Origin of the sequence: Polynucleobacter necessarius (assembly GCF_900095195.1) — a bacterium.
GTDB classification, from domain to species: domain Bacteria; phylum Pseudomonadota; class Gammaproteobacteria; order Burkholderiales; family Burkholderiaceae; genus Polynucleobacter; species Polynucleobacter necessarius_G.
The window spans coordinates 964,881-991,052 of sequence record NZ_LT606950.1 but is presented as its reverse complement, the minus strand read 5'-3'; the positions used below and the strand labels follow the sequence as shown (position 1 = coordinate 991,052).

24 protein-coding genes and 7 pseudogenes are annotated in these 26,172 nt (G+C 46.7%); 19 read left to right on the top strand and 12 right to left on the bottom strand.

Annotated features, from left to right (window positions below; genetic code table 11):
- Positions 1 to 9: 9 nt before the first annotated feature.
- The 7 genes and pseudogenes from BQ1619_RS05595 to BQ1619_RS05565 all read left to right on the top strand — a co-directional run bounded on the left by BQ1619_RS05595 (position 10) and on the right by BQ1619_RS05565 (position 5,549).
- Positions 10 to 534, top strand: coding sequence for an OmpH/Skp family outer membrane protein (locus BQ1619_RS05595; protein ID WP_114662715.1), 525 nt, complete (start codon positions 10 to 12; stop codon positions 532 to 534).
- 5 nt (positions 535 to 539) lie between these two features.
- On the top strand, positions 540 to 1,607 hold the full coding sequence (lpxD, locus tag BQ1619_RS05590) for a UDP-3-O-(3-hydroxymyristoyl)glucosamine N-acyltransferase (protein ID WP_114662713.1): 1,068 nt from the start codon (positions 540 to 542) through the stop codon (positions 1,605 to 1,607).
- Positions 1,608 to 1,652: 45 nt separating this feature from the next.
- Positions 1,653 to 2,102, top strand: a complete 450-nt coding sequence (gene fabZ, locus BQ1619_RS05585) for a 3-hydroxyacyl-ACP dehydratase FabZ (protein ID WP_114662711.1) — start codon at positions 1,653 to 1,655, stop codon at positions 2,100 to 2,102.
- Positions 2,102 to 2,899, top strand: a complete 798-nt coding sequence (gene lpxA / locus BQ1619_RS05580; RefSeq protein WP_114662709.1) for an acyl-ACP--UDP-N-acetylglucosamine O-acyltransferase — start codon at positions 2,102 to 2,104, stop codon at positions 2,897 to 2,899. Before fabZ ends, lpxA begins: the two co-directional genes overlap by 1 nt.
- Before the next feature lie 14 nt (positions 2,900 to 2,913).
- A complete protein-coding gene (lpxB, locus tag BQ1619_RS05575; RefSeq protein WP_114662707.1) occupies positions 2,914 to 4,119 on the top strand; it encodes a lipid-A-disaccharide synthase in 1,206 nt (401 codons plus the stop codon).
- A pseudogene (rnhB, locus tag BQ1619_RS05570) lies at positions 4,116 to 4,697 on the top strand (ribonuclease HII). Before lpxB ends, rnhB begins: the two are co-directional and overlap by 4 nt.
- A gap of 3 nt (positions 4,698 to 4,700) precedes the next feature.
- A complete protein-coding gene (locus BQ1619_RS05565; RefSeq protein ID WP_114662704.1) occupies positions 4,701 to 5,549 on the top strand; it encodes a TrmH family RNA methyltransferase in 849 nt (282 codons plus the stop codon).
- On the opposite strand, the pseudogene ppsR reads toward BQ1619_RS05565, so the two are convergent.
- Positions 5,546 to 6,373: pseudogene (ppsR, locus tag BQ1619_RS05560) on the bottom strand (posphoenolpyruvate synthetase regulatory kinase/phosphorylase PpsR). The gene BQ1619_RS05565 and the pseudogene ppsR overlap by 4 nt on opposite strands.
- Before the next feature lie 106 nt (positions 6,374 to 6,479).
- Here ppsR and ppsA point away from each other — a divergent pair.
- Positions 6,480 to 8,884 (top strand): annotated as a pseudogene (gene ppsA / locus BQ1619_RS05555) (phosphoenolpyruvate synthase).
- Positions 8,885 to 8,987: 103 nt separating this feature from the next.
- Here the strand turns inward: ppsA and BQ1619_RS10670 are convergent.
- From BQ1619_RS10670 to smpB, 7 genes and pseudogenes are all read right to left on the bottom strand, one after another.
- Complete coding sequence (locus tag BQ1619_RS10670; RefSeq protein ID WP_415066059.1) at positions 8,988 to 9,308, bottom strand: Ntn hydrolase family protein; 321 nt, start codon at positions 9,306 to 9,308, stop codon at positions 8,988 to 8,990.
- A gap of 20 nt (positions 9,309 to 9,328) precedes the next feature.
- Positions 9,329 to 9,811, bottom strand: a complete 483-nt coding sequence (locus tag BQ1619_RS10665; protein WP_415066057.1) for a hypothetical protein — start codon at positions 9,809 to 9,811, stop codon at positions 9,329 to 9,331.
- A gap of 101 nt (positions 9,812 to 9,912) precedes the next feature.
- Positions 9,913 to 10,542 carry a transglutaminase-like domain-containing protein gene (locus tag BQ1619_RS05545; protein ID WP_197711895.1) on the bottom strand — a complete coding sequence of 210 codons (630 nt, stop codon included), beginning with the start codon at positions 10,540 to 10,542 and terminating at the stop codon, positions 9,913 to 9,915.
- Positions 10,543 to 10,600: 58 nt separating this feature from the next.
- Positions 10,601 to 10,711: a transglutaminase N-terminal domain-containing protein gene (locus tag BQ1619_RS10660; RefSeq protein ID WP_197711894.1), complete on the bottom strand. Its 111-nt coding sequence runs from the start codon at positions 10,709 to 10,711 to the stop codon at positions 10,601 to 10,603.
- 16 nt (positions 10,712 to 10,727) lie between these two features.
- Positions 10,728 to 11,483: pseudogene (locus BQ1619_RS05540) on the bottom strand (alpha-E domain-containing protein).
- 14 nt (positions 11,484 to 11,497) lie between these two features.
- A pseudogene (locus BQ1619_RS05535) lies at positions 11,498 to 12,888 on the bottom strand (circularly permuted type 2 ATP-grasp protein).
- Positions 12,889 to 13,022: 134 nt separating this feature from the next.
- The gene (gene smpB / locus BQ1619_RS05530; protein ID WP_114662702.1) at positions 13,023 to 13,475 is read right to left on the bottom strand and encodes an SsrA-binding protein SmpB; all 453 of its coding nucleotides are present in this window, start codon (positions 13,473 to 13,475) and stop codon (positions 13,023 to 13,025) included.
- 25 nt (positions 13,476 to 13,500) lie between these two features.
- Between smpB and BQ1619_RS05525 the strand changes: the two genes are divergently transcribed.
- The 11 genes and pseudogenes from BQ1619_RS05525 to BQ1619_RS05475 all read left to right on the top strand — a co-directional run bounded on the left by BQ1619_RS05525 (position 13,501) and on the right by BQ1619_RS05475 (position 22,165).
- Positions 13,501 to 13,935, top strand: a complete 435-nt coding sequence (locus BQ1619_RS05525; RefSeq protein WP_114662700.1) for a type II toxin-antitoxin system RatA family toxin — start codon at positions 13,501 to 13,503, stop codon at positions 13,933 to 13,935.
- On the top strand, positions 13,925 to 14,275 hold the full coding sequence (locus BQ1619_RS05520; RefSeq protein ID WP_114662698.1) for an RnfH family protein: 351 nt from the start codon (positions 13,925 to 13,927) through the stop codon (positions 14,273 to 14,275). Before BQ1619_RS05525 ends, BQ1619_RS05520 begins: the two co-directional genes overlap by 11 nt.
- 25 nt (positions 14,276 to 14,300) lie before the next feature.
- On the top strand, positions 14,301 to 15,764 hold the full coding sequence (guaB, locus tag BQ1619_RS05515) for an IMP dehydrogenase (RefSeq protein ID WP_114662696.1): 1,464 nt from the start codon (positions 14,301 to 14,303) through the stop codon (positions 15,762 to 15,764).
- A gap of 55 nt (positions 15,765 to 15,819) precedes the next feature.
- The gene (guaA, locus tag BQ1619_RS05510) at positions 15,820 to 17,427 is read left to right on the top strand and encodes a glutamine-hydrolyzing GMP synthase (RefSeq protein WP_114662694.1); all 1,608 of its coding nucleotides are present in this window, start codon (positions 15,820 to 15,822) and stop codon (positions 17,425 to 17,427) included.
- An 18-nt stretch (positions 17,428 to 17,445) separates the two neighbouring features.
- Positions 17,446 to 18,235, top strand: a pseudogene (locus BQ1619_RS05505) (ferritin-like domain-containing protein).
- A gap of 136 nt (positions 18,236 to 18,371) precedes the next feature.
- Positions 18,372 to 18,548 (top strand): hypothetical protein, encoded by a 177-nt coding sequence (locus BQ1619_RS08690; protein ID WP_162784607.1) that lies wholly within the window; start codon positions 18,372 to 18,374, stop codon positions 18,546 to 18,548.
- Between the two features lie 318 nt (positions 18,549 to 18,866).
- Complete coding sequence (locus tag BQ1619_RS09265; protein ID WP_197711893.1) at positions 18,867 to 19,166, top strand: hypothetical protein; 300 nt, start codon at positions 18,867 to 18,869, stop codon at positions 19,164 to 19,166.
- Positions 19,167 to 19,621: 455 nt separating this feature from the next.
- A pseudogene (gene queE / locus BQ1619_RS05490) lies at positions 19,622 to 20,277 on the top strand (7-carboxy-7-deazaguanine synthase).
- A 44-nt stretch (positions 20,278 to 20,321) separates the two neighbouring features.
- Positions 20,322 to 20,765, top strand: coding sequence for a 6-carboxytetrahydropterin synthase QueD (queD, locus tag BQ1619_RS05485; protein ID WP_114662690.1), 444 nt, complete (start codon positions 20,322 to 20,324; stop codon positions 20,763 to 20,765).
- Positions 20,766 to 21,224: a tRNA adenosine(34) deaminase TadA gene (tadA, locus tag BQ1619_RS05480; RefSeq protein ID WP_114662689.1), complete on the top strand. Its 459-nt coding sequence runs from the start codon at positions 20,766 to 20,768 to the stop codon at positions 21,222 to 21,224. It begins immediately after the preceding gene.
- On the top strand, positions 21,221 to 22,165 hold the full coding sequence (locus tag BQ1619_RS05475) for an LD-carboxypeptidase (RefSeq protein WP_114662688.1): 945 nt from the start codon (positions 21,221 to 21,223) through the stop codon (positions 22,163 to 22,165). The genes tadA and BQ1619_RS05475 overlap by 4 nt, the downstream gene beginning before the upstream one ends.
- A 4-nt stretch (positions 22,166 to 22,169) precedes the next feature.
- Here the strand turns inward: BQ1619_RS05475 and BQ1619_RS05470 are convergent, their stop codons facing one another.
- From BQ1619_RS05470 to BQ1619_RS05455, 4 genes are read right to left on the bottom strand one after another with little or no spacing between them, the layout of a single operon-like run.
- Positions 22,170 to 23,036: a 23S rRNA (adenine(2030)-N(6))-methyltransferase RlmJ gene (locus BQ1619_RS05470; RefSeq protein WP_114662687.1), complete on the bottom strand. Its 867-nt coding sequence runs from the start codon at positions 23,034 to 23,036 to the stop codon at positions 22,170 to 22,172.
- Positions 23,037 to 23,042: 6 nt separating this feature from the next.
- Entirely contained in the window at positions 23,043 to 23,834 is a 792-nt protein-coding gene (locus BQ1619_RS05465; protein ID WP_114662686.1) for a phosphatase PAP2 family protein, read from the bottom strand.
- A complete protein-coding gene (locus BQ1619_RS05460) occupies positions 23,831 to 25,078 on the bottom strand; it encodes a glycosyltransferase family 9 protein (protein WP_231968542.1) in 1,248 nt (415 codons plus the stop codon). The genes BQ1619_RS05465 and BQ1619_RS05460 overlap by 4 nt, the downstream gene beginning before the upstream one ends.
- Positions 25,079 to 25,116: 38 nt before the next feature.
- On the bottom strand, positions 25,117 to 26,160 hold the full coding sequence (locus BQ1619_RS05455; protein ID WP_114662684.1) for a lysylphosphatidylglycerol synthase transmembrane domain-containing protein: 1,044 nt from the start codon (positions 26,158 to 26,160) through the stop codon (positions 25,117 to 25,119).
- Between the last annotated feature and the right edge of the window lie 12 nt (positions 26,161 to 26,172).

Here is a 26,172-nt window from a genome sequence, read left to right as displayed (position 1 = left end):
AGGAAATTTATGAAGTTGCATTTTTCGAGATGGATTCAAGTTGGCTTGGCTATAGCTTTTTTGGCTTTTTTATCTGCCAAAGCTTTTGCTCAAGACGCTGGTACTCGTGTGGCAGTAGTCAATTCTGAAAAAGTATTTAATGAGTCCAACTTGGCAAAGGCGATGCAGACTCGCCTTCAGAATGAGTTTACAAAGCGCCAGAAGGAATTGCGTGATAGCGCTCAAAAAATACAGACAGCAGCTGAAAAGCTCGATCGTGATTCCGCTGTAATGAGTGAGGTTGAGCGGGTACGTCGTCAGAGAGAATTGGCTGATCAAGATCGTGAATTACAACGCAAACAACGCGAATTTACTGAGGATTTGAATCAGCGTACCCTCGAAGAGCGCGCCAAGATTGCTGAAAAAGCGAATGCTGTCCTTCGCCAAATCGCCGAGCAAAGAAAACTCGACATTATTGTCCAAGAAGCAGCTTTTGCAAGCCCTAAGGCTGACATTACTGACGATGTCATCAAGACTTTAAATAGTCATAAATAAGTTTTATGTCTACCGCCATTGAGCTGGCCGAACAGTTTCAAGCAAGCCTGATGGGGGAGGGCTCCCCAAGATTTACCGGGCTTGCTCCCTTGGAGACTGCTCAGAAAGAGCACATCTCCTTCTTGTCTAATCCTTTGTACCGTCAGCAGGCTGCAGAGAGTAAAGCGGGTGCGCTCATCGTTAGTCAAGCGGACTACGATTTCTTGCAAGGATGTCAGGTTAATATTGACTCCAAGCGCATCTATTTTGTTTCCAAAAATCCGTATGCTATTTTTGCGAGAATGGCACAACATTTTGCAAAGCAAAATACGCCAAAGCATGCTCCCGGAGTTCATCCAAGCGCTGTAATAGACCAATCTGTAACCATTCCCTCGACCTGCTACATCGGTCCTTTCATCAATATTGAGTCTGGCGTAAAGCTGGGTGAGCGTGTTTGTATTTTGGGTAATAGCACGATTGCTCGAAACACTGCTATTGCTGACGATGCTCTTATTTACCCATCCGTATCGATTTACCAAGGATCAAAAATCGGTGCTCGTTGCATCATTCATAGCGGCGCAGTGATAGGGGCAGATGGATTTGGTTTTGCGCCCGACTTTTCAGCAGAGGGTGGTGAATGGGTCAAGATTCCGCAAACTGGAAATGTCATTATTGGCGATGATGTTGAGATTGGGGCTTCAACCACCATCGATCGTGGTGCAATGAGTGACACCATCATTGGCGCCGGGACAAAAATTGATAATCAGGTTCAAATTGCGCACAACGTCGTCATAGGGCAATGTTGCGTTATTGCTGGTTGTGCTGGCATATCGGGTAGTACCAAAATCGGTAACTACTGCATTATTGGTGGATCCGCTAATTTTGCAGGCCACTTAAGCATTGCAGATCGGACAACCGTATCGGGTGATACCTCGATTGGTCGCTCCATTACCGAGCCGGGACAGCATTTCACGGGTATTTATCCGTCAATGCTACATGCGGCTTGGGAGAAAAATGCCGCTATATTGCGCGGTCTAGATAAAATACGACAGCGCCTGCGTTTATTGGATAAACGCAAGAATTCAGAGTCATAAATCCGTTTTAGCTTTCAATTTATATTCATTTTGAGTGGGTAATTTATGGGTATACCCATTGCGATTGATATCAACAAGATTTTGAAATTGTTGCCGCATCGCTATCCTTTTTTATTGGTAGATCGGGTGCTTGAAATTACCCCTCGCGAAACCATTACGGCATTAAAGAATGTCACTATGAATGAGCCATTCTTTCAGGGGCATTTTCCAGAGTTTCCAGTAATGCCAGGCGTACTCATTATTGAAGCGCTGGCTCAAACTGCTGCATTGTTGACATTCTCCGAGGAGCGTGCTGAGAATGCTATTTATTACTTTGCTGGTATCGATGGAGCACGTTTTAAAAAGCTGGTTCTGCCTGGTGATCAGTTAATAATGACTGCGAAGTTGGAGCGTGGTCGCGCTGGTATTTGTAAGTATGCAGTGCGGGCAACGGTTGACGGTGATATTGCCGCTGAGGCAAACATTACCTGTGCCGTTCGTACGAAAGGCGCGTAATGACACGGATTCATGCATCCGCTGTAGTTGATCCCAAAGCTGAATTGGCTAGTGACGTTGAGGTTGGTCCGTATTCTGTCATCGGGCCAAACGTCAAAATTGGCGCAGGCACCAAAGTAGGTTCCCACGCCGTGATAGAGGGCTACACGACAATTGGCGCAAATAATAATTTCGCTCACTTTGCCGCAATAGGTGGGCCTCCACAAGATATGAAATATCGCGGTGAACCAACTCAGCTCATTATTGGTGATCGCAATACCATTCGTGAATTTACGACCATTCATACTGGTACGTCTCAAGATGAGGGCATTACGCGAATCGGCAACGATAACTGGATCATGGCCTATGTGCATATTGCACATGATTGCCAACTTGGCAATCACACCATTTTTTCAAGCAACGCCCAAATTGCAGGACATGTAAAGGTAGAGGATTGGGCAATTATGGGTGGTATGTCTGGCGTCCACCAGTTCGTACGAATTGGTCAGCATGCGTTGTTAGGCGGAGCATCTGCCTTGGGTCAAGATATCCCGCCCTTTGTCATTGCCGCAGGCGGTAAAGTCTCTCCGCATGGTATTAATGTTGAAGGCTTGAAGCGACGCGGTTTTTCAAGCGAGACCATTTCTGCATTACGTCAAGCTTATAAGGTCCTTTACAAGGATGGATTGAGTTTTGAGGATGCCAAATCTGGAATACAAAAAATGGTTGCTGCTCATGCCGCCGATCAAGCTACTGCTGAAAAGCTAGCCCAATTTCACGATTTCATTGCTGCCTCCACACGCGGCATCATTCGTTAATAGATAGGAATACTTTGCCAAAGTTAGCTTGTGTAGCTGGCGAACCTTCAGGTGATTTACTTGCTGCGCCAGTCCTAAGTGCATTAAATCAAATTCCGGATATGGCTGGGTTGGAGGTGTATGGTATTGGTGGCCCCCGCATGCAAGCAGAAGGAATGCGCTCCGACTGGCCGATGGATACATTAAGTGTTCGTGGTTACGTGGAGGCCATCAAGCAGCTTCCCACTATTCTGAAATTACGCAAAGAATTGATTGCCAATCTTTTGGGTGAGGGTCGCCCAGATGTTTTTTTGGGTGTGGATGCGCCGGATTTTAATTTGGGAGCTGAGCTCCAATTACGTAAAGCCAAAATACCAACCTTGCATTTAGTATCGCCATCGATTTGGGCATGGAGAGCAGGCCGCATCAAAAAAATTGCACAGGCGGTTGATCGGATGCTCTGTATCTTTCCATTTGAAACAGAAATTTATGATCGCGCAGGTATAGCTTCTACTTATGTGGGGCATCCGCTCGCCAGCGAGATACCGCTTGAGCCCAATCCGCAACAGGCGCGACAGAGAGTCGCCAAGACCTTACAACTTACTAACGATCATTTCGATGGCCTTGTTATAGCTGTCTTGCCTGGGAGTAGGGGTTCGGAGATTGAACTGATTGCCCCAGTCTTTTTTGAGACGATGCAAATGCTTGTCGATCAAGTAAAGGGTCAGAAGTTCCATTTTTTGATTCCAGTAGCTACACCTAAATTGCGTACACCTCTTGAGCAATTATTGCTAAAAGCTAAACTCAATAATCCAGACATTCAGATACATTTGCTTGATGGTATGGCCGATGATGTGCTTGAAGCCGCAGATGTTGTACTAATTGCGAGCGGTACTGCCGCCTTGCAAGCGGCTCTATGGAAAAAACCCATGGTGATCTCCTATAAGGTGCCTTGGTTAACGGCGCAAATTATGAAGCGCCAAGGATACTTACCCTATGTTGGCTTGCCTAATATTTTATGCGGGGAGTTTGTTGTTCCGGAGTTGTTGCAAGATGACGCGACGCCTGCTAATTTTGTATCCGCTCTTCAGGATTGGTTAAATCATCCGCAAAAGGTGGCAAAACTCCAGGAGCGATTTGCGCAAATGCATGCAACCTTGCGTCGTCCCACAGGCTTATTGGTTGCACAAGCTGTGGAGCAAGCGATTGCGAATCAGCGCAAGACGCAACCTGGCCTATGAGCATTATTTGGATTTGTGGCGTGGATGAGGCCGGGCGTGGTCCCTTGTCGGTTCTGTAGTAGCGGGGGCGGTAGTTCTTGATCCAAACCAGCCAATTGAGGGTCTGAAAGATTCTAAGAAATTAACGCCTGCCAAGCGCGAATTTTTGTATGAGCAGATCATTGAAAAGGCGAAGGCCTGGGGAATTGGTGAGGCTAGTTCATCGGAGATTGATGCAATCAATATTTTGCAGGCAACCATGTTAGCAATGCGTCGTGCCGTAGAGGATTTATCAACACGTTTAGGTGCAATGCCCGATAAGGTATTAATCGATGGCAATCGTTGCCCAGAACTACCTATTGCCGCCGAAGCTATCGTGAAGGGCGATGCAAAGGAGCCAGCTATCTCAGCAGCGTCCATTCTGGCTAAGGTTACGCGTGCAAATTCTGCATGAGCGTCATCCTGAATACGGTTTTGCTCAGCAAATGGGCCATCCTACTGAAGCACACTTGGCAGCCTTAAAGCAATATGGCGCTTACGATCAACATCGCAGAAGTTTTTCACCGGTGCGCAAGGTTCTCGAGTCAGCTGCGAAATAAGCTATGAACTTTGATCTCATTACCTCAAAAGAGAATCTTTTAATCAAGGAAATTCGACTCTTGCAAGCTACTGGCGCAAAAGGTCAGAAAGCGCGCCTTGCCGGCGGGCATACCTTGTTAGAGGGAATTCATCTGATTCAAACCTGGGTGGGTGACCCGGCGCTGAAAACCTTGATTACTTCAGAGGTTGGTCTGCGAAATCCCGAAATTTCTCAGGTTGCTTACGAGCATCTTGAGTACTGTCCTGATACCAAGGTATTTCAACTTGATCCTGCTTTATGGGATTTGCTGAGTGACTTGGTCAATGCTCCACACATTGCGGGTCTTCTGACATTGCCGCCTTCCAGTCTTACTGCGCCACAATCCATTTCTACGCTTAATGGTGATCTGCTGATCTTGGATCGTATTCAAGACGCTGGAAACATAGGCTCTATCTTGCGAACTGCTGCAGCGGCAGGTTTTACTCAAATGTTAGCTCTTTCTGGTTGTGCGCATTTGTGGTCAGGGAAGGTATTGCGCGCGGGCATGGGGGCGCATCGTCTCCTAGATCTTTATGAGGGGTGGTCTACTCAACAGCTGTTGAGTGCTGTTACTGCCCCTATGCTGGCAGCCACTGCAGATGCAGAATGCGATCTCTACTCATTAAGTGATGAACTGCAAAATCCAATTGCCTGGGTAATGGGTAGTGAGGGGCAGGGAGTATCCGAAGATATTTTGGCGCAGGCCAAAGGGGTGTCGATACCAATTGATCCGCGGGTAGAGTCTTTAAATGTCTCTACTGCAGCAGCCATTTGCCTATTTGAGACGGTGCGCGTACGTCGCGCCTGGGTCAGCCAATTTAATAGTGGCTAGCCTAAGATCGTTTTATCGGATTTGATGGCTTGTAAAACTGTTGTAGCGATTTCTTCAATCGATTTGCTAGTCGTCAGTACCCAAGGAATCGACTGTTTTTTCATCATCGCCGTCGCTTCATTAATTTCATAACGACAGTTCTCGAGTTTGGCGTAATTACTCCCTGGCCAGCGTTCATTTCGAATTTCGGATAAACGCTCCGCATCAATCATGAGGCCAAAGATTTTTTGGCGAAATGGAATTAAGTCCTTAGGGAGTTGACCACGTTCAAAATCCTCTGGAATGAGGGGGTAGTTTGCAGCCTTCAGACCATATTGCCATGGCCAAGTACAAACTTGTTGGCGTTTTGCCGACACGTGAGATGCCCACCAAAATGACATCGGCTTCAGCCAGGTTTTGATTCGACTGCCCATCATCATGGGCGAGGGAGTAGTTAATCGCTTCGATACGGTTTTTATAGGCTTCGGTATCAGCGTTGTGGTGCAGACGGTTCATGGCATGGGTTGATTTCATGCCCAAGGCTTCTTCAAGAGGAGTGACGAACGTTTGGAACATGTCCAAGATCAGACCATTTGCTTTGGCTACGATCGAATTGAGCTCAAAATTCACCAGAGTAGTGAAAACGATTGGCTGTAGTCATACTTGCTTGCCGCTTGATTAATGCTCTTAACGGCATCATGGGCCTTATCGAAGCTATCCACAAAGGGAATGCGGATGTGCTTAAAACTGGCCTCAAATTGCGCCAAAATCGACTGGCTAAAGTTCTCAGCGGTAATGCCAGTACCGTCTGAGACGATAAAAACAATGCGGGATTCGGTGGACATCAGTTTGGCCTAAAAGAGGGGGTCAGCAATACAATAGGATCATATTAAATGAAGTCGCATTTTGGGCGACCGCAATACCAGTTTCCTTATCTTTAGAGAGTATTTTATGCCCAATCAACAGCAACAAAGCAGCAGTGTGGCAAATGCCTATGTATTGCCTTTTGAGCAACTTCGCATGACAGATGTGGAATCTGTCGGCGGTAAAAATGCATCTTTAGGCGAGATGATTTCCTAGTTGGCCTCTACTGGGGTTCGCGTGCCAACAGGTTTTGCTACCACCGCATTAGCCTTTCGGGATTTCTTAAAGCATAACAATTTGACTGAACGCATTCAACAACGTTTAGAAGGTCTCAATATTGATGATGTGCGTGCTCTAGCGGAGGCGGGCGCCGAGATTCGCAATTGGATTGAAACTGCTCCATTTCAACCGAGACTTGAGGAAGAGATTCGCAAAGCATTTGCAACGTTGGACGATTCCGGCAAAGGATCTTTTGCGGTACGTTCATCTGCTACTGCAGAGGATCTCCCAGACGCCTCTTTTGCTGGTCAACAAGAGACTTTTCTGAATGTTGAAGGTATTGAAGACGTTTTAAAGAAAATTCGTGAAGTATTTGCTTCTTTGTATAACGATCGAGCCATTTCGTATCGTGTTCATAAAGGCTTTGCCCATGCTGAATTAGCACTTTCTGCTGGTATTCAGCGGATGGTGCGTTCTGATTTGGGCGCTGCTGGTGTGATGTTCACTCTGGATACTGAATCTGGATTTGAAGATGTGGTTTTCATTACGTCGAGCTATGGATTGGGCGAGACGGTAGTGCAAGGAGCCGTGAACCCTGATGAGTTTTATGTATTCAAGACCACTTTAGCCCAAGGCAAAAAAGCTATCATTCGTCGTGCGCTTGGCTCTAAGTTAATTCAAATGCAATTTGCACCCAAAGGATCTGCTGAGAAAGTGCAAACTGTGGATGTATCTCCTGAGAAACGTAATCGTTTCTCATTAAAAGATGCCGACATAGCTGAGTTAGCCAAATATGCGGTCATCATTGAAAAACACTATGGCCGTCCAATGGACATCGAGTGGGGTAAAGATGGTCAAGATGGTCGTATTTATATCCTCCAGGCTCGCCCTGAGACCGTAAAGAGTCAGGCGGCTGGTCAGGTGGAGATGCGCTACAAGTTAAAAGGTGGCTCAAAGGTTCTAGCAAAAGGCCGTGCGATTGGTCAAAAGATTGGCGCTGGTCCAGTTCGTATCATTCGTGATCCGAGCGAGATGGATCGGGTTCGGCCTGGGGATGTGTTGGTTGCGGAGATGACGGACCCGAACTGGGAGCCTGTTATGAAGCGCGCTTCGGCGATTGTGACTAACCGGGGGGTCGTACCTGTCATGCGGCGATTATTGCTCGGGAATTGGGTGTGCCAGCCGTAGTGGGTTGTGGCGATGCTACAGAACAGTTGCAAGACGGTATGGTGGTGACAGTCTCGTGTGCTGAGGGTGATGAAGGCCATATCTACGACGGCTTGATTGAAACCGAAGTAACCGAGGTGTCTCGTGGTGTATTACCTGAGATTCCAGTCAAGATCACCATGAATATTGGTAATCCGCAGTTGGCTTTTGATTTTTGCCAAATCCCAAATGCGGGCGTTGGATTGGCTCGCTTGGAATTTATCATTAACAATTACATTGGTGTTCATCCACGCGCAGTTCTGGAGTATCCAAACATTGACCCTGACTTGAAGCGGGCAGTAGAAAGTGTGGCTCGTGGTTATGCAAGCCCACGTCAGTTTTATGAGGATAAATTGGTGGAAGGTGTTGCTACTATTGCGGCCGCCTTTTATCCAAAGGCAGTCATTGTCCGTCTATCAGACTTCAAATCGAATGAATATAAGAAGTTGATCGATGGTTCACGCTATGAGCCCGATGAAGAAAATCCAATGTTGGGCTTCCGCGGTGCTTCGCGCTATATTTCGGAAGAATTTGGTGAAGCTTTCGCATTAGAGTGTTCTGCAATGAAGCGGGTTCGCGAAGACATGGGCTTAGATAATGTCGAGATCATGGTGCCTTTTGTGCGGACCATTCCTCAGGCTCAGCGCGTGATCGCCATGATGGAGAAGTTTGGTCTCAAGCGCGGTGTGAATGGCTTGCGCCTCATCATGATGTGCGAAATTCCATCAAATGCAATTTTGGCAGACCAGTTCCTAGAGTATTTCGATGGCTTCTCGATTGGCTCGAACGATATGACACAGCTCACGCTGGGCCTAGATCGTGACTTGGGCATGGAGTTGCTTGCGATCGACTTTGATGATCGTGATCCAGCAGTTGAATTTATGATTGCTCGCTCAATAGAAGCATGTCGCAAACAAAATAAATACGTTGGTATTTGCGGTCAGGGGCCTTCAGATCATCCAGACTTCGCGCGTTGGTTGGTAGAGAAGGGCGTTACTTCAATATCCCTCAATCCTGATAGCGTGGTTGAGACTTGGGAAATGCTGGGCAAAAACTTAAACGCCTAACTTACAGTATCAATTCCCTGCAGTTCAGCTGTAACAAAAAGCCTAGAAAGCAACCTAGGCTTTTTCTTGGCCGCTATCTTTTTAACCGGCTTGCTTGCCTTAGTCATCGGCGATTTGCTTGCTTTGCGACAGGTGGGCGATTAATGGGAACGCCACCCATTTTCTTAGCAGGCATGGAGATGGCAGCAGACTTATTGGCTCCACTCCAACTGGGTTCGGCAATAGAGTTAAACGCCTCGCGCAATTTCTCGCCCCAAAGACGATGAATCATGGCAAAGTAGGGGTTCTCTTCATCAAGTAGTGTGACAAGCTTAGAGGCCTTTAACGCATCCTTTTCATAAATCACCATATCCAGTGGAGCCCCTACAGAAATATTACTCTTAAGAGTAGAGCCCATGGAGATTAAGACGCACTTGGTAGCCAAATTTAATGGGGTCGAGAAATTTAATACTCGGTCGAGAATCGGTTTTCCATATTTGGATTCGCCGATTTGGAAGTAACACGTCTCAGGAGTAGCTTCAATAAAGTTACCGGCTGAATAAATATTAAACAGGCGAGGTTTTTCGCCTTTGACTTGGCCACCAAAATCATGTTGCAATTGAAATCTAGCCCTGCCTTAGTTAAAGCCTCATGATCGCGTTCGTAAACTTGCTTAATAGCATCACCAACAACAACGGCGGCTTCATAGGAGTTTTTAGCGGTCCACAGATTCTTGCCGTTGATGGATTGACCCTGCAACAGGATTTCCTTAACGGACTGAGTAATAGCCAGGTTGCCGGCACTCATTAAAGCAAAAAAACGATCTTTGTCCTTTTGAAATAAGGTCATTTTTCTGAAGGTACCAATTTGGTCTACTCCAGCATTCGTGCGGGTATCCGATAAAAATACGATACCATCTTTTAGGCAAAGCCCAACGCAATACGTCATATAACCTAATCCTTAAGTGCTTTCTATGCTTCTGATGCAATCATTGCCTGAGATTATCCCTGAAATATTCCATGGGCTACCAGAGGGGGGTGCCTAGGGCTCTAGGCAAGCTGTTGAATCGAGATATTCGCTGTCAATTCTTCGCCGCCACCGCTAGTACGCACACCTTTGACAGGCGCCGCAGAGTAGTAGTCGCGACCGATGGCAAGGCGAATGTGCCGCGCGTCAATTAAACATGCATGAGTAATATCAACGCTAACCCAAACCCCTTTTTCGATATCACTGCAAAAATCAATCCATGCATGACTCACTAGATTGGGGGATTCTTCTGCAAAGAAGTATCCGCTGACATACCGTGCTGGTATTTGTGTGGCTCTACATAGGCTCAACATGATGTGGGCATGATCTTGGCAAACACCCGATTTCATAGCAAATGACTGAGCAGCAGTTGTGGCAAAGTTTGTTTGTCCCGGCGCATATTCAATGGATTGTTGAACTGCTGAGGCAAGTTTCAAAATGGCATTGATTGAATTCTTTTTTTGTAGCGAATCCGCAAAATATTCCAACATCGCCTCAGAGGGTTCTGTTAGATGAGTTTGCTGAAGTAAAAAATAGGGCGATACCGCTTTAGCATCGTCTATGTACTCATAAGCATCCTGCGTGATTACTTCTCCCTCTGCCTCAATCATCATTGAGGTGTAGGAGGCCTCTTGCACAAAAACGCTGCACACGTTGTTAAAAGTATCAATCGAATTGCTTGCTTTAATTGGGGTGCTAATTTTCCAGCGCTCAATGTCTTGCCCTGCTGTAACTGGGTGGCGTCAAGCGCAATTCTTGAATGGAATAGCGCACTGGAGTTTCGTAGCGATACTCGGTGCGATGGCGGATCTTTAAATGCATATCTTCTTTTCGGTTTTTATGCTACTGCCAATGGAATCAGGTAGGCGCTACTGACTTCATCTGCGATATGGTTGATGCGCTCAAGGAAGTTTTCAATATATTCCTCCAGACCCTGCGCAAAGACTTCATCGATGTCTGAGTAATCTAAGTTCGCCTTGAGTTTTCCGAGTAAGCGCTCAATTTCCTTGGATTGTTGGTTTTTAACTTCGGAAACCAATGGAATAAGGTCTGCAAGATACGAGCAGTGTTGTCGGCGCGCTCTAGTAGTGTTCCGACATTAATAAAGTAGAAAGATTCATTTTTCAGCATGGTTCCGTACATCACGCCCCGGAATAAATGGCAACGGCGCTTCACCCACTCAAGCAATCAGCTTTGGTCTGATTGGTGGCGGGTCTGCAAAATGCGTTGCAATTCCAGCCAAGTTGTATTTTGAGTCTCCCAGACTTCGGAGGTAATCTTTCCACGAATCACTCTGGCATCACTCTGGCATTCTCACGGGCTGCATAAAGGCAGGAAACAATGCTGGACGGATTGCTCGTTTCATAAATCATCAAATCCAACACATTTTCACAATTAATCACATCATATTTGCTTAAGAATGCGCCCTCTAATTTTGAGATGGTCAACAGTTTTTTCCAACTTTGCTCTAAGACGTCAGAGGGTTGAGGTAAGAGCGAGGTTTGGTGATTGACACTAACATGCGAGCAGTATTTTCTGCGCGTTCTGTGTAGCGAGCCATCCAGTAGAGACAATCGGCAGTGCGGCTTAACATTTTTCTTATTCCTCTTACGCTTCGAGAACCCAGGTGTCTTTTGTGCAGCCACCCTGCGAGGAGTTCACCACTAGCGAACCCTCTTTAAGAGCAACTCGTGTGAGGCCGCCGGGAACCATCTTGATGGTTTTTCCGGAGAGAACAAAGGGACGCAAATCAATATGGCGTGGCGCAATCCCCGACTCCACAAAGGTAGGGCAGGTGGATAGCACTAAAGTGGGTTGGGCTATGTACTTATCAGGATTGGCAATGAGGTGCACTCTAAATTCTTCAACTTTAGCTTTGGTGGAAGTGGGGCCGACTAGCATGCCGTATCCGCCAGCACCATGCGTCAATTTAACAACCAGTTTTTCAAGATTCGCTAGTGTGCATGCCAAATCCTCTGGCTTGCGACATTGGAAGGTGGGAACGTTATTAAGGATCGGTTTTTCGCCGAGATAAAACTCAACATCTCAGGAACATAGGGATAGATTGATTTGTCATCGGCAATGCCGGTACCAATCGCGTTAGCCAAAGTTACATTTCCAGCTCGATGTGCTGCTAAGAGCCCTGCTACACCTAAAGTTGAGTCTGAGCGAAATGCGAGCGGGTCTAAAAAATCATCATCAACGCGCCGATAGATGACATCCACGCGTTCTGGGCCCTGAGTGGTTCGCATAAAGACTTGCTCATTTTTGACAAACAAGTCCTTACCCCCTACTAACTCCACACCCATTTGCTTAGCAAGGTAGCTGTGCTCAAAATATGCGGAGTTATACATGCCGGGTGTGAGAACCACGACATTTGGTTTCTTAACATCGTCGGGCTTAACGGACTTGAGACACTCCAGTAGTAAATCTGGATAGTGCTCTACGGTGGCGACGCGGTATTTTTGAAAGAGGTCCTGGAAAAGGCGCATCATCATCTTGCGGTCCTCGACCATGTAAGAAACGCCGGAAGGAACGCGCAGGTTATCCTCTAAGACATAAAACTCACCTTCGCCTGCTCGCACAGTATCAATCCCTGCAATTTGTGCGTAGATATCTCGAGGCACATTAACGTTACGCATCTCTGGGTGATATTGCACATTGTTAAAAATTTGCTCGGCCGGAACAATTCCTGCTTTGATGATTTCTTCTTCGTGATACACGTCATAAATAAAGCGATTGAGTGCTTTGACGCGTTGACGCAATCCTGCTTCGAGTTGTGCCCACTCTTTCGTAGTAAAGATGCGCGGAACCTGGTCAAACGGTATGGTTCGCTCTGAGCCAAGATCATCGCCGTAGACCGCGAATGTAATGCCCACTCGTCGGAAAATGAGGTCTGCTTCAGCCCGTTTGAGACCCATGAGGGTATCGCTTTGCTGCTTTAACCAGGTATGAAAAATTTCGTAGTTGGGACGCGCTTTGCCTGCGGCGTCTAGCATTTCATCAAAAGGCAGTTTCATATGGATAAAACTAAAGCCTTTCTGTTCTCCTGAAATTGGGAGTTGAAGCAGATTGGTGCCGTTATGCACCATAAAGGTGCAATACAGCCTATGAAGAAACTGACTGAAGCGGATTAGGCGTTCAGGTCGCCTCGAGCGATACGACCCTTCTGCACTTCCCATTCACGCTCTTTGGTGGCAGCGCGCTTGTCATGCTGTTTCTTGCCACGAGCTAGACTAATTTCGCATTTCACATTTCCCTTGGAGAAATGCAGATTCAATGGGACTAGGGTGTAGCCTTTTTGTTCCACTTTACCAATCAGCGTGCGAACCTCAATGGCATTGAGAAGCAGTTTGCGGGTTCGAACACTGTCAGGAGCAATGTGAGTAGAGGCGGAAAGTAGGGGGGTAATATGGCATCTGATCAGGAAAAGCTCCGCCTTGCGTATGACAACATACGCTTCTTTAATGTGCACGCGACCAGCACGGATAGCTTTGACTTCCCAGCCCTCCAGAACCAATCCCGCCTCAAAGCGCTCCTCGATAAAATAATCAAAGAAGGCTTTTTTGTTATCGACGATACTCATATTTATTTAGCTTCCAAGATCGATTATGGCAGACGTCTATAAGACTGTATTAATTAGTCAATCCGCCGACCGAATGTACGGTTTAGTGACGGATGTAGCACGTTATTCAGAGTTTTTGCCATGGTGTGGTGGTGTGGAGATTTTCGAGCAAACTGAAACGGTTTTGGATGCCAAAATCAAGATTAGCTTTAAGGGTATTAATCAATTTTTTCATACGCGTAATATCAACCATCGTCCAGAAACGATCGATATGGTTTTTGTGGATGGACCCTTCAAACATTTTTCTGGCCAATGGAATTTTATTCCCTTGCGCGAAGATGTCTGCAAAGTGGAATTTAAATTGCATTGGGAATTCAAGAGCGTCATCTTGGATAAGATCATTGGTCCAGTGTTTGGGCACATTGCAGGTACGTTTGTGGATTGTTTTGTGAAACGCGCAGAAAAGTTATATGACCAGTAGTGCGATCGACATTTGGATTTGTGATGCTAGGAATGGCACTCCAAGTTTGACACCATTCACGCTCGACATCACACGGGGTGAATCTCCAACGGTGGGTTTAGCTCTTCTCAAGTCTGGGATTGCGAAGAGCAAGGATGATCCAGTGCTGTCGCGTAAGGGATGCTTTGGTGTTTTTGGGAAGCGCAAGGACTGGGATAGCCCCATTTACGCTGGAGACCGCCTAGAGCTCTATTCCCCTTTGCTGATTGACCCCAAGGCCGTCCGTCGCAAAAAGGCTAATCAGAGCCAGGATGCCAAATTCCAGGCCGCCGCAGCCAAAAGGAGGGCTAGGAGGCTATAATCGATTTTTGCGACTAGGGGTTTGCATGCGACTCATTCAAAAAGCACTCACTTTTGACGATGTGCTCCTCGTACCGGCCTATTCTTCGGTACTCCCTCGAGATGCCAGCTTGGCAAGTAAATTAACTCGGGATATTTCACTCAATACACCATTGGTATCTGCCGCCATGGACACGGTCACCGAAGGTCGATTGGCCATTGCTATGGCTAGTGAAGGCGGTATCGGCATCATTCATAAAAATCTCAAGCCTGCCGAGCAAGCCCGTGAAGTGGCCAAGGTCAAACGTTATGAATCTGGGGTTTTGCGTGACCCCATCACCATTGCCCCTGATGTCACTGTGCGTCAAGTGATTCAGCTTTCTCGTGAGCATGGCTTTTCAGGGTTTCCGGTTTTAGTTGATAAAGAAGTCGTTGGAATTATTACCAACCGCGATTTGCGTTTTGAAGAAAATCTTGATGCGCCAGTCAAAGCAAAGATGATTCCTCGTGAGCGTTTGGTCACGGTGAAAGAAGGGTGCTCATTAGATGAGGCGAAGCGCTTGATGAGTCAACATCGTCTTGAGCGCGTTCTTGTAGTAAATGACAAATTTGAATTACGTGGCTTGATTACAGTCAAAGATATTTTGAAGGCCACTGAACACCCTAATGCTTGTAGAGATGGCGAGGGCAAGTTGCGCGTTGGCGCTGCTGTTGGTGTTGGCCCGGACAATGATGAGCGTATTGAACTTTTAGTAAGAGCGGGCGTGGATGTGATTGTGGTCGATACCGCGCACGGCCATAGCCAGGGCGTACTGGATCGTGTGAAATGGGTAAAGAAAAACCACCCTCAAGTACAAGTTATCGGAGGCAATATTGCTACTGCGGATGCTGCGAAGGCATTGACAGATCATGGCGCTGATGGCGTCAAGGTAGGCATTGGGCCGGGCTCTATTTGCACAACACGAATTGTTGTGGGCGTAGGTGTTCCGCAAATTACTGCCATCGTGAATGTGGCTACTGCATTAAAGGGCACTGGCATTCCATTGATCGCTGACGGTGGCGTTCGGTATTCGGGCGACGTTGCTAAAGCATTAGCAGCAGGGGCAAGTTCCGTGATGATGGGTGGCATGTTTGCAGGTACCGAAGAAGCGCCTGGTGAAGTCTTCTTGTATCAAGGCCGTTCGTATAAGAGTTATCGTGGCATGGGCTCCTTGGGCGCCATGTCAGATGGATCTGCAGACCGTTATTTTCAGAGCGACATTGTTGCGAATGCTGAGAAACTGGTACCAGAAGGTATTGAAGGACAGGTACCTTACAAAGGGAGTGTGCTGGCCATCTTGCATCAATTGACTGGTGGTATTCGTTCATCCATGGGTTATCTTGGTTGTAAAACCATTGCAGAGCTTCATGAGAAGGCCAATTTTGTGGAGATTACTTCGGCAGGTGTACTTGAGTCACATGTGCACGATGTCAAGATCACCAAAGAAGCTCCGAACTATCACCGTGATTGAGACTTCAACAAGAGCTACATCAAAAGTAAATACTGAAATTTAGATTGACCGTTTCGTGCACGACAAAATACTGATTCTCGACTTTGGTTCACAGGTAACCCAATTAATTGCTAGACGCGTTCGTGATGCGCGGGTGTATTCTGAAATACATCCCTATGACTGTGATCCGGAATTCATCCGTCAATTCATTCAAGAGCAAGGCGGTAAAGGGATTATTCTCTCTGGTGGTCCCAGTTCTGTCACAGAAGCGGGTAGTCCACGTGCCCCACAAATTGTATTTGAATTAGGTGTTCCCGTATTGGGCATTTGCTATGGTATGCAAACGATGGCAACCCAATTGGGTGGTGCTGTTGCTTCAGCGGAATCCTTGGGTCAGGCACGCGAATTTGGTTACTCGGAAGTGCGTGCTCATGGCCACACGAATTTGCTTAAAAGGATTCAGGACTTCTCGACCAGTGAGGGCCATGGCATTCTGAAAGTGTGGATGAGCCATGGAGATTCTGTAACGGCCATGCCACCCTCATTCAAGTTAATGGCTTCTACAGAATCGTGTCCGATTGCGGGTATGGCAGATGAGGAGCGCCGTTTTTATGCTTTTCAATTTCATCCGGAAGTAACCCATACGATTCAAGGCACCACAATTCTTGAGCGTTTTGTTCATGAGATTTGCCAATGCAAGCCGGATTGGGTGATGGGCGACTACATTGCTGAAGCCGTTGAGAATATTCGTAAACAAGTTGGTAATGAAGAAGTCATCTTCGGTTTATCCGGTGGTGTGGACTCTAGCGTTGCTGCAGCCCTGATTCATCGTGCGATTGGCGATCAGTTAACGTGTGTATTTGTTGACCATGGCTTACTTCGCTTGAATGAAGGCGATATGGTGATGGAAATGTTTGCGCGTAATCTGGGTGTCAGGGTGATTCGGGTCGATGCTAAAGATGTCTTCATGAGTAAATTGGCTGGCGTTGCCGATCCTGAAGCAAAGCGCAAGATTATTGGTAAAGAGTTTGTTGAGATTTTTCAGGCTGAATCTGGCAAGATTAAAAATGCAAAGTGGTTAGCGCAGGGAACGATTTATCCAGATGTGATTGAGTCTGCTGGTAAAGGCAAGAAGGGCGCGCGCGCAATCAAGAGTCATCATAATGTTGGTGGCCTGCCTGAAGATATGCATCTCAAGTTGCTTGAGCCATTGCGTGAATTATTCAAAGATGAGGTACGTGAGCTTGGCGTCGCATTAGGCTTGCCTCGCGAGATGGTGTATCGCCACCCATTCCCAGGTCCTGGTCTGGGCGTGCGCATTTTAGGTGAGGTGAAAGCTGAATTTGCAAATCTCCTACATCGAGCCGATGCTATTTTTATTGAAGAGTTGCGCAACACCATTGATGAGGTAAGTCAGAAGTCTTGGTATGACCTGACTAGTCAGGCATTCGCTGTATTCTTGCCAGTGAAATCCGTTGGCGTCATGGGCGATGGTAGAACCTATGAGTATGTTATTGCACTTAGAGCAGTGCAAACTCAGGATTTCATGACTGCACATTGGGCTCATTTACCCCATGAGTTACTTGGTAAAGTATCGAACCGCATCATCAATGAAGTCCGTGGCATTAATCGCGTTGTCTACGACATTAGCGGCAAACCTCCAGCAACGATTGAGTGGGAATAATTCCCCGCACCTTTTTTAATGACCGAGCTACGCGAAGCCGCCTTAGAGATTTTAGCGCTTACTGAACCTGCAGCTAAGGTCAGCCAAGTCTTTGAGTTATTTGACGCATACCATCAAGGGAGCATTCGCGTAAATCGTACTCAGGCTCTAGCTACTCAAAATCATTGCCTCCCTGGGCGCCCAGAAAAGCCAATACTGGTGCCACCTCTGGATGTTCCAAGAAGAAAGATGGACACGAGCTTCGTTACTGCACTCGCTTGCTCATATCGAATTTAATGCCATCAACCTTGCTCTAGATGCGATTTGGCGCTTTCCAGATATGCCCGAGTAATATTATGAGGACTGGCTCCAGGTTTCCAAAGAAGAGGCATATTACTTCAGTCTTGTGAGTGGCTATCTTCAATCCCATGGTTTTTCTTATGGTGATTTTGATGCGCATAACAGTTTATGGGAAATGGTAGAGAGAACGGTTGACTCTGTAATTGCCAGAATGGATTTGGTGCCCAGAACAATGGAGGCGAGAGGGTTGGACGCAGTTCCAGCAATTCGCGATCGTTTTAAGCAAGTAAAAGATATTGCCGCTGTAGAAATATTAGAGATTATTCTGCGCGATGAGATTGGCCATGTTGCGATCGGCAATCATTGGTTTAATTTCTTATGCACAAAAAATCATCTATCGCCAATTACAGCGTACCGTGAACTCGTTAGGCAATATCGAGCTCCAAAGTTACGGGCCCCATTCAATTTGGCTGCTCGTAGACAGGCCGGATTTACCGATGAAGAGTTGTATCTGCTTGAGGTATATTGATCCAGTCAAAGCTTAATTCGGGAGGTTATATGAATATAACGCGTCGAACCTTTATCGTATCGGCTGCTCTAGCACCAGTTGCCTGTGGTGTCCCCTTGGGTATGAGCAAGGTACTCCAGTTGCTCAACCCAATCCCTTGCCTAAGGCTCGGGCTCCTCAAGTTGGCCAAGAGTGGACCTATATTAAGAAAGATGTGTTCAGCGGGAAAACATTAGGGGTGATTCGCGAGCGCGTTGCCAGTATGGATTCAAGTATTACGATTGAACGTTCGGAAGATGGTATTGCTTTGCCAAGTGAGATTCAGTCCTCTTGAGGATTTGTTACCTTGGATCCACAGTGGCCAAAATTATTGAGTTTTAATTCTCCATTGCCATTGTGGCCTCTTGAGTTAGCAAGAATATATGAGCGCTAATGGGTGGGAAAAGATTACTGTTCTCGCTGGTGAATTTATTGCGCTGAAGTTCCAAACATTCATTAACTATGAGAATGAGGACGCCAATAAGGTCAACTGCACTCGTAAAGAAACTATCTGGTTCGCGCCGCAAATTGGTAGATGGGTGGCGCGCGAGACATCAGGCCCCTACCAAATACAATGTCAGATAGGTGGGGTAATTAACGAAGGCAGTTACCAATGGCAGCTGAGTTCATTCAAATAAATTATTTGCGTAAGTTATTGGCAATTAGCCTGTCGGTCATACTGACGGGATGTATTTCCTCTCAACCCTTTCCGGAGGGAATAAAACTTTCGCAACCCCTGTCGCCTCCAACAGTTCGTGCTCCCCGCGTTGGTCAAGAGTGGGTATACCAAGTTCGCAACGTTTTCAATCAAGAAATCATTGATACGGTTACAGAAAAAGTTGTTTCAGTCGGGGCGGAAATCCGAATTACTGGATCGGGAGTTAAATCAGGTCCGCTTCCTGATGAAATCTAATCTCCATGGGGTTTTGTGCTGCAAGATCCACACTGGAGTCCTCCCCAAAAATTCCAGCCTGCAATCCCTCTGTGGCCGGCGCAGCTTCAAGCAGGATGGAGCCAGTTTTATAAAACCCAATATCAAGTACCAAGCTATCCCGACGGTAGCTATTATTGGGGTTTGAGTATGACTGCTCTTGGATGAGAGCAAATTGACTCTCCGGCTGGAAAATTTCAAACCTTACATTTTCATAACGAAAATCCGTATTTCATTAGCAATGATCTCTTTCGAATATTAAATTCTTGATGGGAAGATGTTTGGTTCTCGCCAGGGGTTGGGCGTTGGATTATCCGCGGGGGAGTGGTCGCTACATCACCCCTGGAGTCTTTTGGTCCAATGCCTTCTGGGAGGATTATTGGCAATGGGAGCTAATTTCTTGGAAGCAAGCAATGCGCTTAAAATAGTGTATTGCTATGTATACCGTTAAAGAACTTTTCCCCACCTTGCAAGGTGAAGGCGCTCATGTTGGACGTGCCGCGGTATTTTGTCGTTTTAGTGGCTGCAATCTCTGGAGCGGTCGCGAGGAAGATCGAGCAACTGCAGTATGCCAATTTTGCGATACTGATTTTGTTGGTAGTGACGGTGCTGGCGGTGGCAAATTTGAGACTGCAGGGGATTTAGCCGATGCGATCGAGGCCTCTTGAAAAAGTACCTCAGCAGGACCCCAACAGCGCTATGTTGTTTTCACAGGTGGTGAGCCGCTATTACAGAGTTGGATGAGCCACCGATCAATGCACTCCATCAAAAAGGATTTGAGGTGGCCATTGAAACAAACGGTACGATCAAAGTCCCCAAGGGGGTTGATTGGGTTTGTGTCAGCCATAAAGCGGGATCCGAACTAATCGTGTTTCAAGCAAATGAGCTGAAACTCGTCATTCCTCAAGTAGGTCATGATTCAGTTGAGCAATTGATGTCTCGATTTGAGAAGATGGACTATCGCAATCGATTCCTGCAGCCAATGGATGGCCCCAATCTTAAAAGTAATACTGAGTTAGCCGTAAGTCTATGCCAAAAACGCCCGTTATGGAGATTAAGCATTCAATCGCATAAACTGATCGGTATTCGATAGAGAGTAAATAATTAAAGCGCCAAATGACCAGCAAATAACCTGCAATCTCCATTACTCGCCGCCTCGAGTTCGACTCTGGGCACCGTATTCCAAATCGCGACGGCCAATGCAAACATCTCCATGGACATCGTTATGCAATTGAGGTCACTTTAACCGGTGAGGTTGCGGATCATCCTGGTAAAGCGGATGACGGCATGGTGCTCGATTTTGGCGACATCAAAAAGCTGACCAATCAGTATGTTGTGGATCAATGGGACCATGCGTTTTTAGTGGCTAAAGAAGATGAGGGCTTGGTTGCGTTTCTGGCAAGTTTGCCAAACCATAAGACCGTCATCCTAGAGCATGTGCCCACCGTAGAAAATCTCGCAAATGCTGCATTCGCGATTTTGCAACCCGTTTTTGCTAAAGCATTCGGTGAACGTCTTGAACTTTCGGCAATTCGTTTATATGAAACGCCAAATTGTTGGGCTGATGTTCATTCTCAGTAAATGACTCAAGCAGAACTCGATCGTCAATTTATGCAGCAAGCGATTGAGCAAGCTCAGTTGGCTGCTGGCGCTGGTGAGGTCCCCGTAGGAGCAGTCTTGGTGCGTGACGGCGTAGTGATTGCGAAAGGATTTAATCAACCCATCGGTAATCATGATCCCAGTGCTCATGCTGAAATGATGGCTCTAAGAGAGGCGGCTAAAGTGGAGGCGAACTATCGCCTACCGAGCAGCACCCTCTATGTCACCCTAGAGCCTTGCGTGATGTGTTCGGGAGCCATTTTGCATGCCAGAGTGGATCGAGTGGTATTTGGTGCCCCAGATCCCAAAACTGGCGCTGCTGGAAGTGTTTTAGATGTATTCTCTTCAAAACAGATTAATCATCAAACCCGTATTGAAGGTGGCGTTATGAGCGAAGAGTGCGGTCAGTTGCTGCGTAGCTTTTTTAAGGAGCGTCGTTGAATCCCATTCATCTTATTGCCCCTTCCGGTGCGAGCTTAAATAACAAAAGTCCTCTTGCTGGCATCGATTGGCTAAAGACCCAAGCAATTGTGATTCACAATGACCAATGCGTTCATCGGGTACAAGAGCGCTTTGCTGGAACGGATGTAGAGCGTTTACAAGAAATCAATCAATTAGCTGAAGTCAATCCAAAGCAATTAGTGATGGCGATGCGCGGTGGTTATGGTTTACATCGTCTTTTACCGCATATTAGATGGGAAGCCATCGCAAAAGCTATTCAGAGTGGCTTGCAAATCTGCGGCCATAGTGATTTCACGACCTTCGAGCTTGCACTATTGGCAAAGACAGGTGCGGCGACCTTATCCGGACCGATGCTGAACTATGATTTTGGCAGGTTGGATGATGGTGGCAAACCCATAGCTCCAGATGAATTCATGTGGAAGCGCTTTTTAACCGCCATTCAGGAACGAAATCTCGATTGCACCATTGCTGCAAGCCAAACTTTTCTTGGGCAAACACATGCGGGGAATATCCGTGGCATGCTGTGGGGCGGCAACCTAACTGTTCTGGCTGGCTTGATTGGTACACCCTATTTGCCATCAGCAAATCAAACGCAAGGCGGCATTTTGTTCTTGGAGGATGTCAATGAGCATCCCTATCGCATTGAAAGAACCCTCATGCAGTTATTGGATGCGGGTGTCCTCAGCAACCAAGCCGCGGTGTTGTTTGGAGGCTTCTCGGCATATCGTTTATATGATAATGATCGAGGCTATAACCTTGAGAGCGCAATCGCAGCGATCCGTGAGCGTTTGCCAAAATCTATTCCAATCTTGACGGACTTACCATTTGGCCATCAACCCAATAAATTGACATTACCTGTTGGGGCAACTGCAAGCTTGGAATATAACCAGTCTGGCTTTACGTTAAAAGCGAGTTGGTAGGCATTTACGCCTCCATGCTTTTCAGAAGGTATTGCGCACCACTATTAATAGCCAAGGCTTGAGTGAGAATGGGAAGCGCCTCGGCTAGATGTTTTTCTAGCGTCCAGGGTGGATTAATAATAAACATTCCGCTTGCTTGAAGGCGTCGTTCGCCCGGAGCGTTTTCTACCCGAAGTTCGGCATGAAGCCAAGAGCGTTTATGAGTCGCGGCGAGCTTTTTCATTCTGTCCGGTAAAGCAGCAGATTCCCTCCTGGAAAGTATTGGGTACCAGACGGCATAGCAGCCGGTAACAAAGCGTTGCAGCGCCTCTTCAAGAGTAATTTCTAAGTAGCGATAGTCTTGTTTATCCTCATAGGAGGGGTCAATGAGCACTAGGCCCCGTCGACTTGGTGGGGGTAGCAGGCCTTTGAGTCTGCTAAAGCTATCGGCTGCATACACATCAATTTGTTTGGTGCAATCGAGTTGCTCGATGTTGTGGTGCAGAATATCAATCTCTTTAGGGTGTAGCTCAAATAACTTCAAGCGATCTTGCGGACGCAGCATTCTTGCCAAAATAAAGGGAGAGCCAGGGTAGGTTGCAAGATCTCCGGAATTTTCAGACCCTATGCAATCAAGATATTTTTGAATGCTTGGTGGGATCGCGTTCCCTTCCTCTTTGAATTCGAGAAGACGATAGATGCCGTTTTCAGCCTCTTTACTGACAGCTGCAAATCCATCCTGCAGGCTATAAATGCCTGCTCCGGCATGTGTGTCGACCATCGTCAGGGCAACAGGCTTTTCTTGTAAGTATTCGACGAGATGAATTAAGGTGAGGTGTTTCAGAATGTCAGCATGACTACCGGCGTGAAAGGCGTGTCGATAGCTAAACATGTGAAATTACGACGAAGTGCCAGTCGAGTGATCAAATTGCGTTTTGACAAACACTGCTAATGTGATGGCAATAATCGCAATGGATGCATACTGCAGTGGCAAATTGAGCTCTAGATCTATGGTTTGGGTGAAATGAGCATAGATGGCGGCGATGCCTCCCAGAGCAATGATTCGGGACCATAGGCTATTGGGTAAAAGAGCCGATTCTGGAAGCTTATTGGCAAAAAGTGCACTAATCATGCCGCACCAAATACCCACGCCAGCACCAGCTAAGACATCGGTAAACCAATGTGCTCCCACAGCATTGCGCGATAAGCCCACCAATGAAGCTATTACAAAAAGAATGATTAACGGTCTACGTTTAGTGGGGCTAGACGCGAAATACAAGGCACTTGTAATCGCAAATGCAGTCAGTGTATGACCCGATGGAAAAGCTTTATGAAGCAATACGTCGCCGATGCGATAAAAACTTCCACTCTCCAGCAAGCCTGCAGGCCTAGGAAGATCAAAGATATTTTTAAGAACGGTGCTTGCAATCGCAGAGATAGCGCCCCCAAAAATTCCGGCCGTTATTAAGCGAGGCGCTAATAAAAGTAGCGGAAAAGCAATCGCAAACGCTCCCCAGCCGTTACCCAAAAAGGTTAGACATGCCCAAAGAGTGTCTGGTAAAGATTGCGTAAAGCGATTAATAAATAAAAAAGTGCTGCTTTGAAATTCGCCAAAATAAATCGTGGCAGCAAGCGCTATTGGCAGAAGTGGTACAAACCAAATCGGCGTTAAAATTGCCTGCTTAGTCATTCAGGTTGTCGGCCTTTTGCTTTATCGGCTTCTTGCAGTTGGTGAACCACATTATCCAAGACTTGGCTGACTGAGATCGCTTGCATACAAACATTGTCATGACATGGTGTCTTGCGATGGTTTGCAGCGCTGACACATGGAGAACAGGCAAGATTGGCGGTAATAGCAATCGAGTTGCCAACTGAACCATACAAGGCTGGCGTTTCTGGTCCAAAAAGGACAACCGTGCGCAGGGGGGTTACTGCAGAGAAGTGTCCTGGGCCGGAATCATTGGTCACCATCACATCTGAGAGGGTATAAAGGGGTGGTAATTCAGCAAACGTCACCTGGCCGGCGAAGTTCAGTGCGTTTTTGACATTCGCGACAGAGCGAACTTTGTCTACATACACAAACTCTGCGGGTGATCCGGTAATTAAAATTAAATCATCGGGGTAGTGTTGGTGAACTGCTTGAATCAATTCCGAGAAACGTTGTTGTGCCCAGCGACGTTGCGGCAAGAGATCACTAGCATTCGGATTAATCAGGATGATGCGATTTTTTCCATATGCAAATGGAATCCCGGCCTCGGATGCTTTTTGTTCAATGCGAGAAAGTACTTTTTTGAGCATATCGGGATTAATGACGGCTTGCTCAAGCTTGACTTCGGAATCTGGAATATGAATTTTGCTAAACGGAACTTCGATCTCTTTAGCAAACGCCGCATGAATCAGTGAGAGAAAATTCTTCGTGATATGAATATGCAGGTTGTAATGTACTTTGCGGGTGAGCATAGTGCCGCGCCAGAGGCCTTCACTGTGGAAGATGTGATAACCAACCCGCTGACGGGCGCCGCATAAGCCAGTGAGCAAGGCAGTAAAACGCGAAAAGAGTTCAAGATCGATCACAGTGTCAATACGACGCACACGCGCAACGATCAAAAATTTCAGGGTATCTTTGATGAGACTGCCCAAACTCGATGAGTCGATCGTGAAAATATTTTCAGGCTTTACCGTGTTTAACAGCGTGAGGCTAGCACGATTACTTTTAAAGATTAAAAAGAAAATCTCCGCGCCGCGTGCTTGTGCATTTCGCATTGCTGGGTCTACCAAGATGGCACTACCCATTTCGGAGAGTTCAATGAAGAGTAGGCGCTTCGGTGTTTGTGGACCACGACTAAAAAGATTCTTGACGCCATCCATCAATGCCACCACAGGGCTGACAATCGCGCAGAGGGGAACTCCAACCCAATGATCAATTGTACGCATGGTATTGACGCTAATAGCCATATTTTTGCTCTTTAAGATTATTTTCGTTTCAGTAAAAAGTAAGCGCCAGGCAGTACCGAGATGACCGTGATTGCGCCATAACTAATGGACGCCAATACCGTCAAAGAGGGATTAACACCCCATAAGGCCAAGACAGAGGAGAGGGTTGCTTCACGCAAGCCCCATCCCGAAATACTAATTGGCAGCATTAATAGAAGACTTAATGCTGGCAAACCAATCATGAGGCTAGAGATTGGAGCTTCTGCACCATACGCTCTCAGACAAAAGCCAAAGGCCAAAATAACAAAGCCATGGATGGCGATCGCAAATACTGCTTGCGCAACATTGATCGGCCAAGAGAATGCCAGACGAATTCCAGGTAATGCATTGTTCATCCTTAAGCGCTCAAGGAGTCGCTCCAAGAATTGTCGCGTTGGAGCCCATGCTAGAACAAGAGCAAGCATTAAGCCAGCAAAAATCATAATACCCATGACCGCATACCCTAACTCCTGGCCCCAGGCTGCTAGGGTTGCGCCACCAAGAATCAGTCCTAAACCACCTAATAAATTATTGCCTGCTAAGCCGAGTAGCCGATCCACCAAAACCATAGCAAAACTTAGTCGTAACTTTGGATTGGCATGCTCTAAATCTACTGAATGGTGTAACACTTCATCTAACTCTTTAGTGCCACTTAAATTACCGGTATTGGTGAGGTAGGTAGCGGTAATAGCACGATAGCTATCGCCACCCAGTGTGCTTGGTAAACCTTGATTAATGAGTCCACCAGCAAAATAGAGGGAGACATAATTTTTGAGGATTCCTTGAAAACCAACACTACGCATCAAAAATCCCCAACGCAAACCGCCACAAATGAATGCACAGGAAATTGCTAGTGCAGCTGCAATTAACCATATCGGCTCCATTTTAATTTGCGAATCTAATAAGGTATGCCAATCAATTCCACTCGTCGCTTTCCATAAAAGGGCAATCGACAGCAAAATGCGGATGGTGGGCCAAGCCCGCTTCAGCAGTAATTTCCACTCAGATGGGGTTTTGGGGGTGGATTGGGGTAAAGAATTCATAGGCATAAGGAT

Coding starts and splice junctions, on each gene's coding strand:
- BQ1619_RS05470 (WP_114662687.1), bottom strand. CDS start 23,036: ATGTTTAGCTATCGACACGCCTTTCACGCCGGTAGTCATGCTGACATT.
- BQ1619_RS05455 (WP_114662684.1), bottom strand. CDS start 26,160: ATGAATTCTTTACCCCAATCCACCCCCAAAACCCCATCTGAGTGGAAA.
- lpxA (WP_114662709.1), top strand. CDS start 2,102: ATGACACGGATTCATGCATCCGCTGTAGTTGATCCCAAAGCTGAATTG.
- BQ1619_RS10660 (WP_197711894.1), bottom strand. CDS start 10,711: ATGCATTTAAAGATCCGCCATCGCACCGAGTATCGCTACGAAACTCCA.
- tadA (WP_114662689.1), top strand. CDS start 20,766: ATGACTCAAGCAGAACTCGATCGTCAATTTATGCAGCAAGCGATTGAG.
- BQ1619_RS05525 (WP_114662700.1), top strand. CDS start 13,501: ATGGCAGACGTCTATAAGACTGTATTAATTAGTCAATCCGCCGACCGA.
- smpB (WP_114662702.1), bottom strand. CDS start 13,475: ATGAGTATCGTCGATAACAAAAAAGCCTTCTTTGATTATTTTATCGAG.
- BQ1619_RS09265 (WP_197711893.1), top strand. CDS start 18,867: ATGGCAGCTGAGTTCATTCAAATAAATTATTTGCGTAAGTTATTGGCA.
- fabZ (WP_114662711.1), top strand. CDS start 1,653: ATGGGTATACCCATTGCGATTGATATCAACAAGATTTTGAAATTGTTG.
- BQ1619_RS05520 (WP_114662698.1), top strand. CDS start 13,925: ATGACCAGTAGTGCGATCGACATTTGGATTTGTGATGCTAGGAATGGC.
- BQ1619_RS10665 (WP_415066057.1), bottom strand. CDS start 9,811: ATGACGTATTGCGTTGGGCTTTGCCTAAAAGATGGTATCGTATTTTTA.
- BQ1619_RS05565 (WP_114662704.1), top strand. CDS start 4,701: ATGAACTTTGATCTCATTACCTCAAAAGAGAATCTTTTAATCAAGGAA.
- lpxD (WP_114662713.1), top strand. CDS start 540: ATGTCTACCGCCATTGAGCTGGCCGAACAGTTTCAAGCAAGCCTGATG.
- BQ1619_RS05460 (WP_231968542.1), bottom strand. CDS start 25,078: ATGCGTACAATTGATCATTGGGTTGGAGTTCCCCTCTGCGCGATTGTC.
- BQ1619_RS05465 (WP_114662686.1), bottom strand. CDS start 23,834: ATGACTAAGCAGGCAATTTTAACGCCGATTTGGTTTGTACCACTTCTG.
- guaB (WP_114662696.1), top strand. CDS start 14,301: ATGCGACTCATTCAAAAAGCACTCACTTTTGACGATGTGCTCCTCGTA.
- BQ1619_RS05595 (WP_114662715.1), top strand. CDS start 10: ATGAAGTTGCATTTTTCGAGATGGATTCAAGTTGGCTTGGCTATAGCT.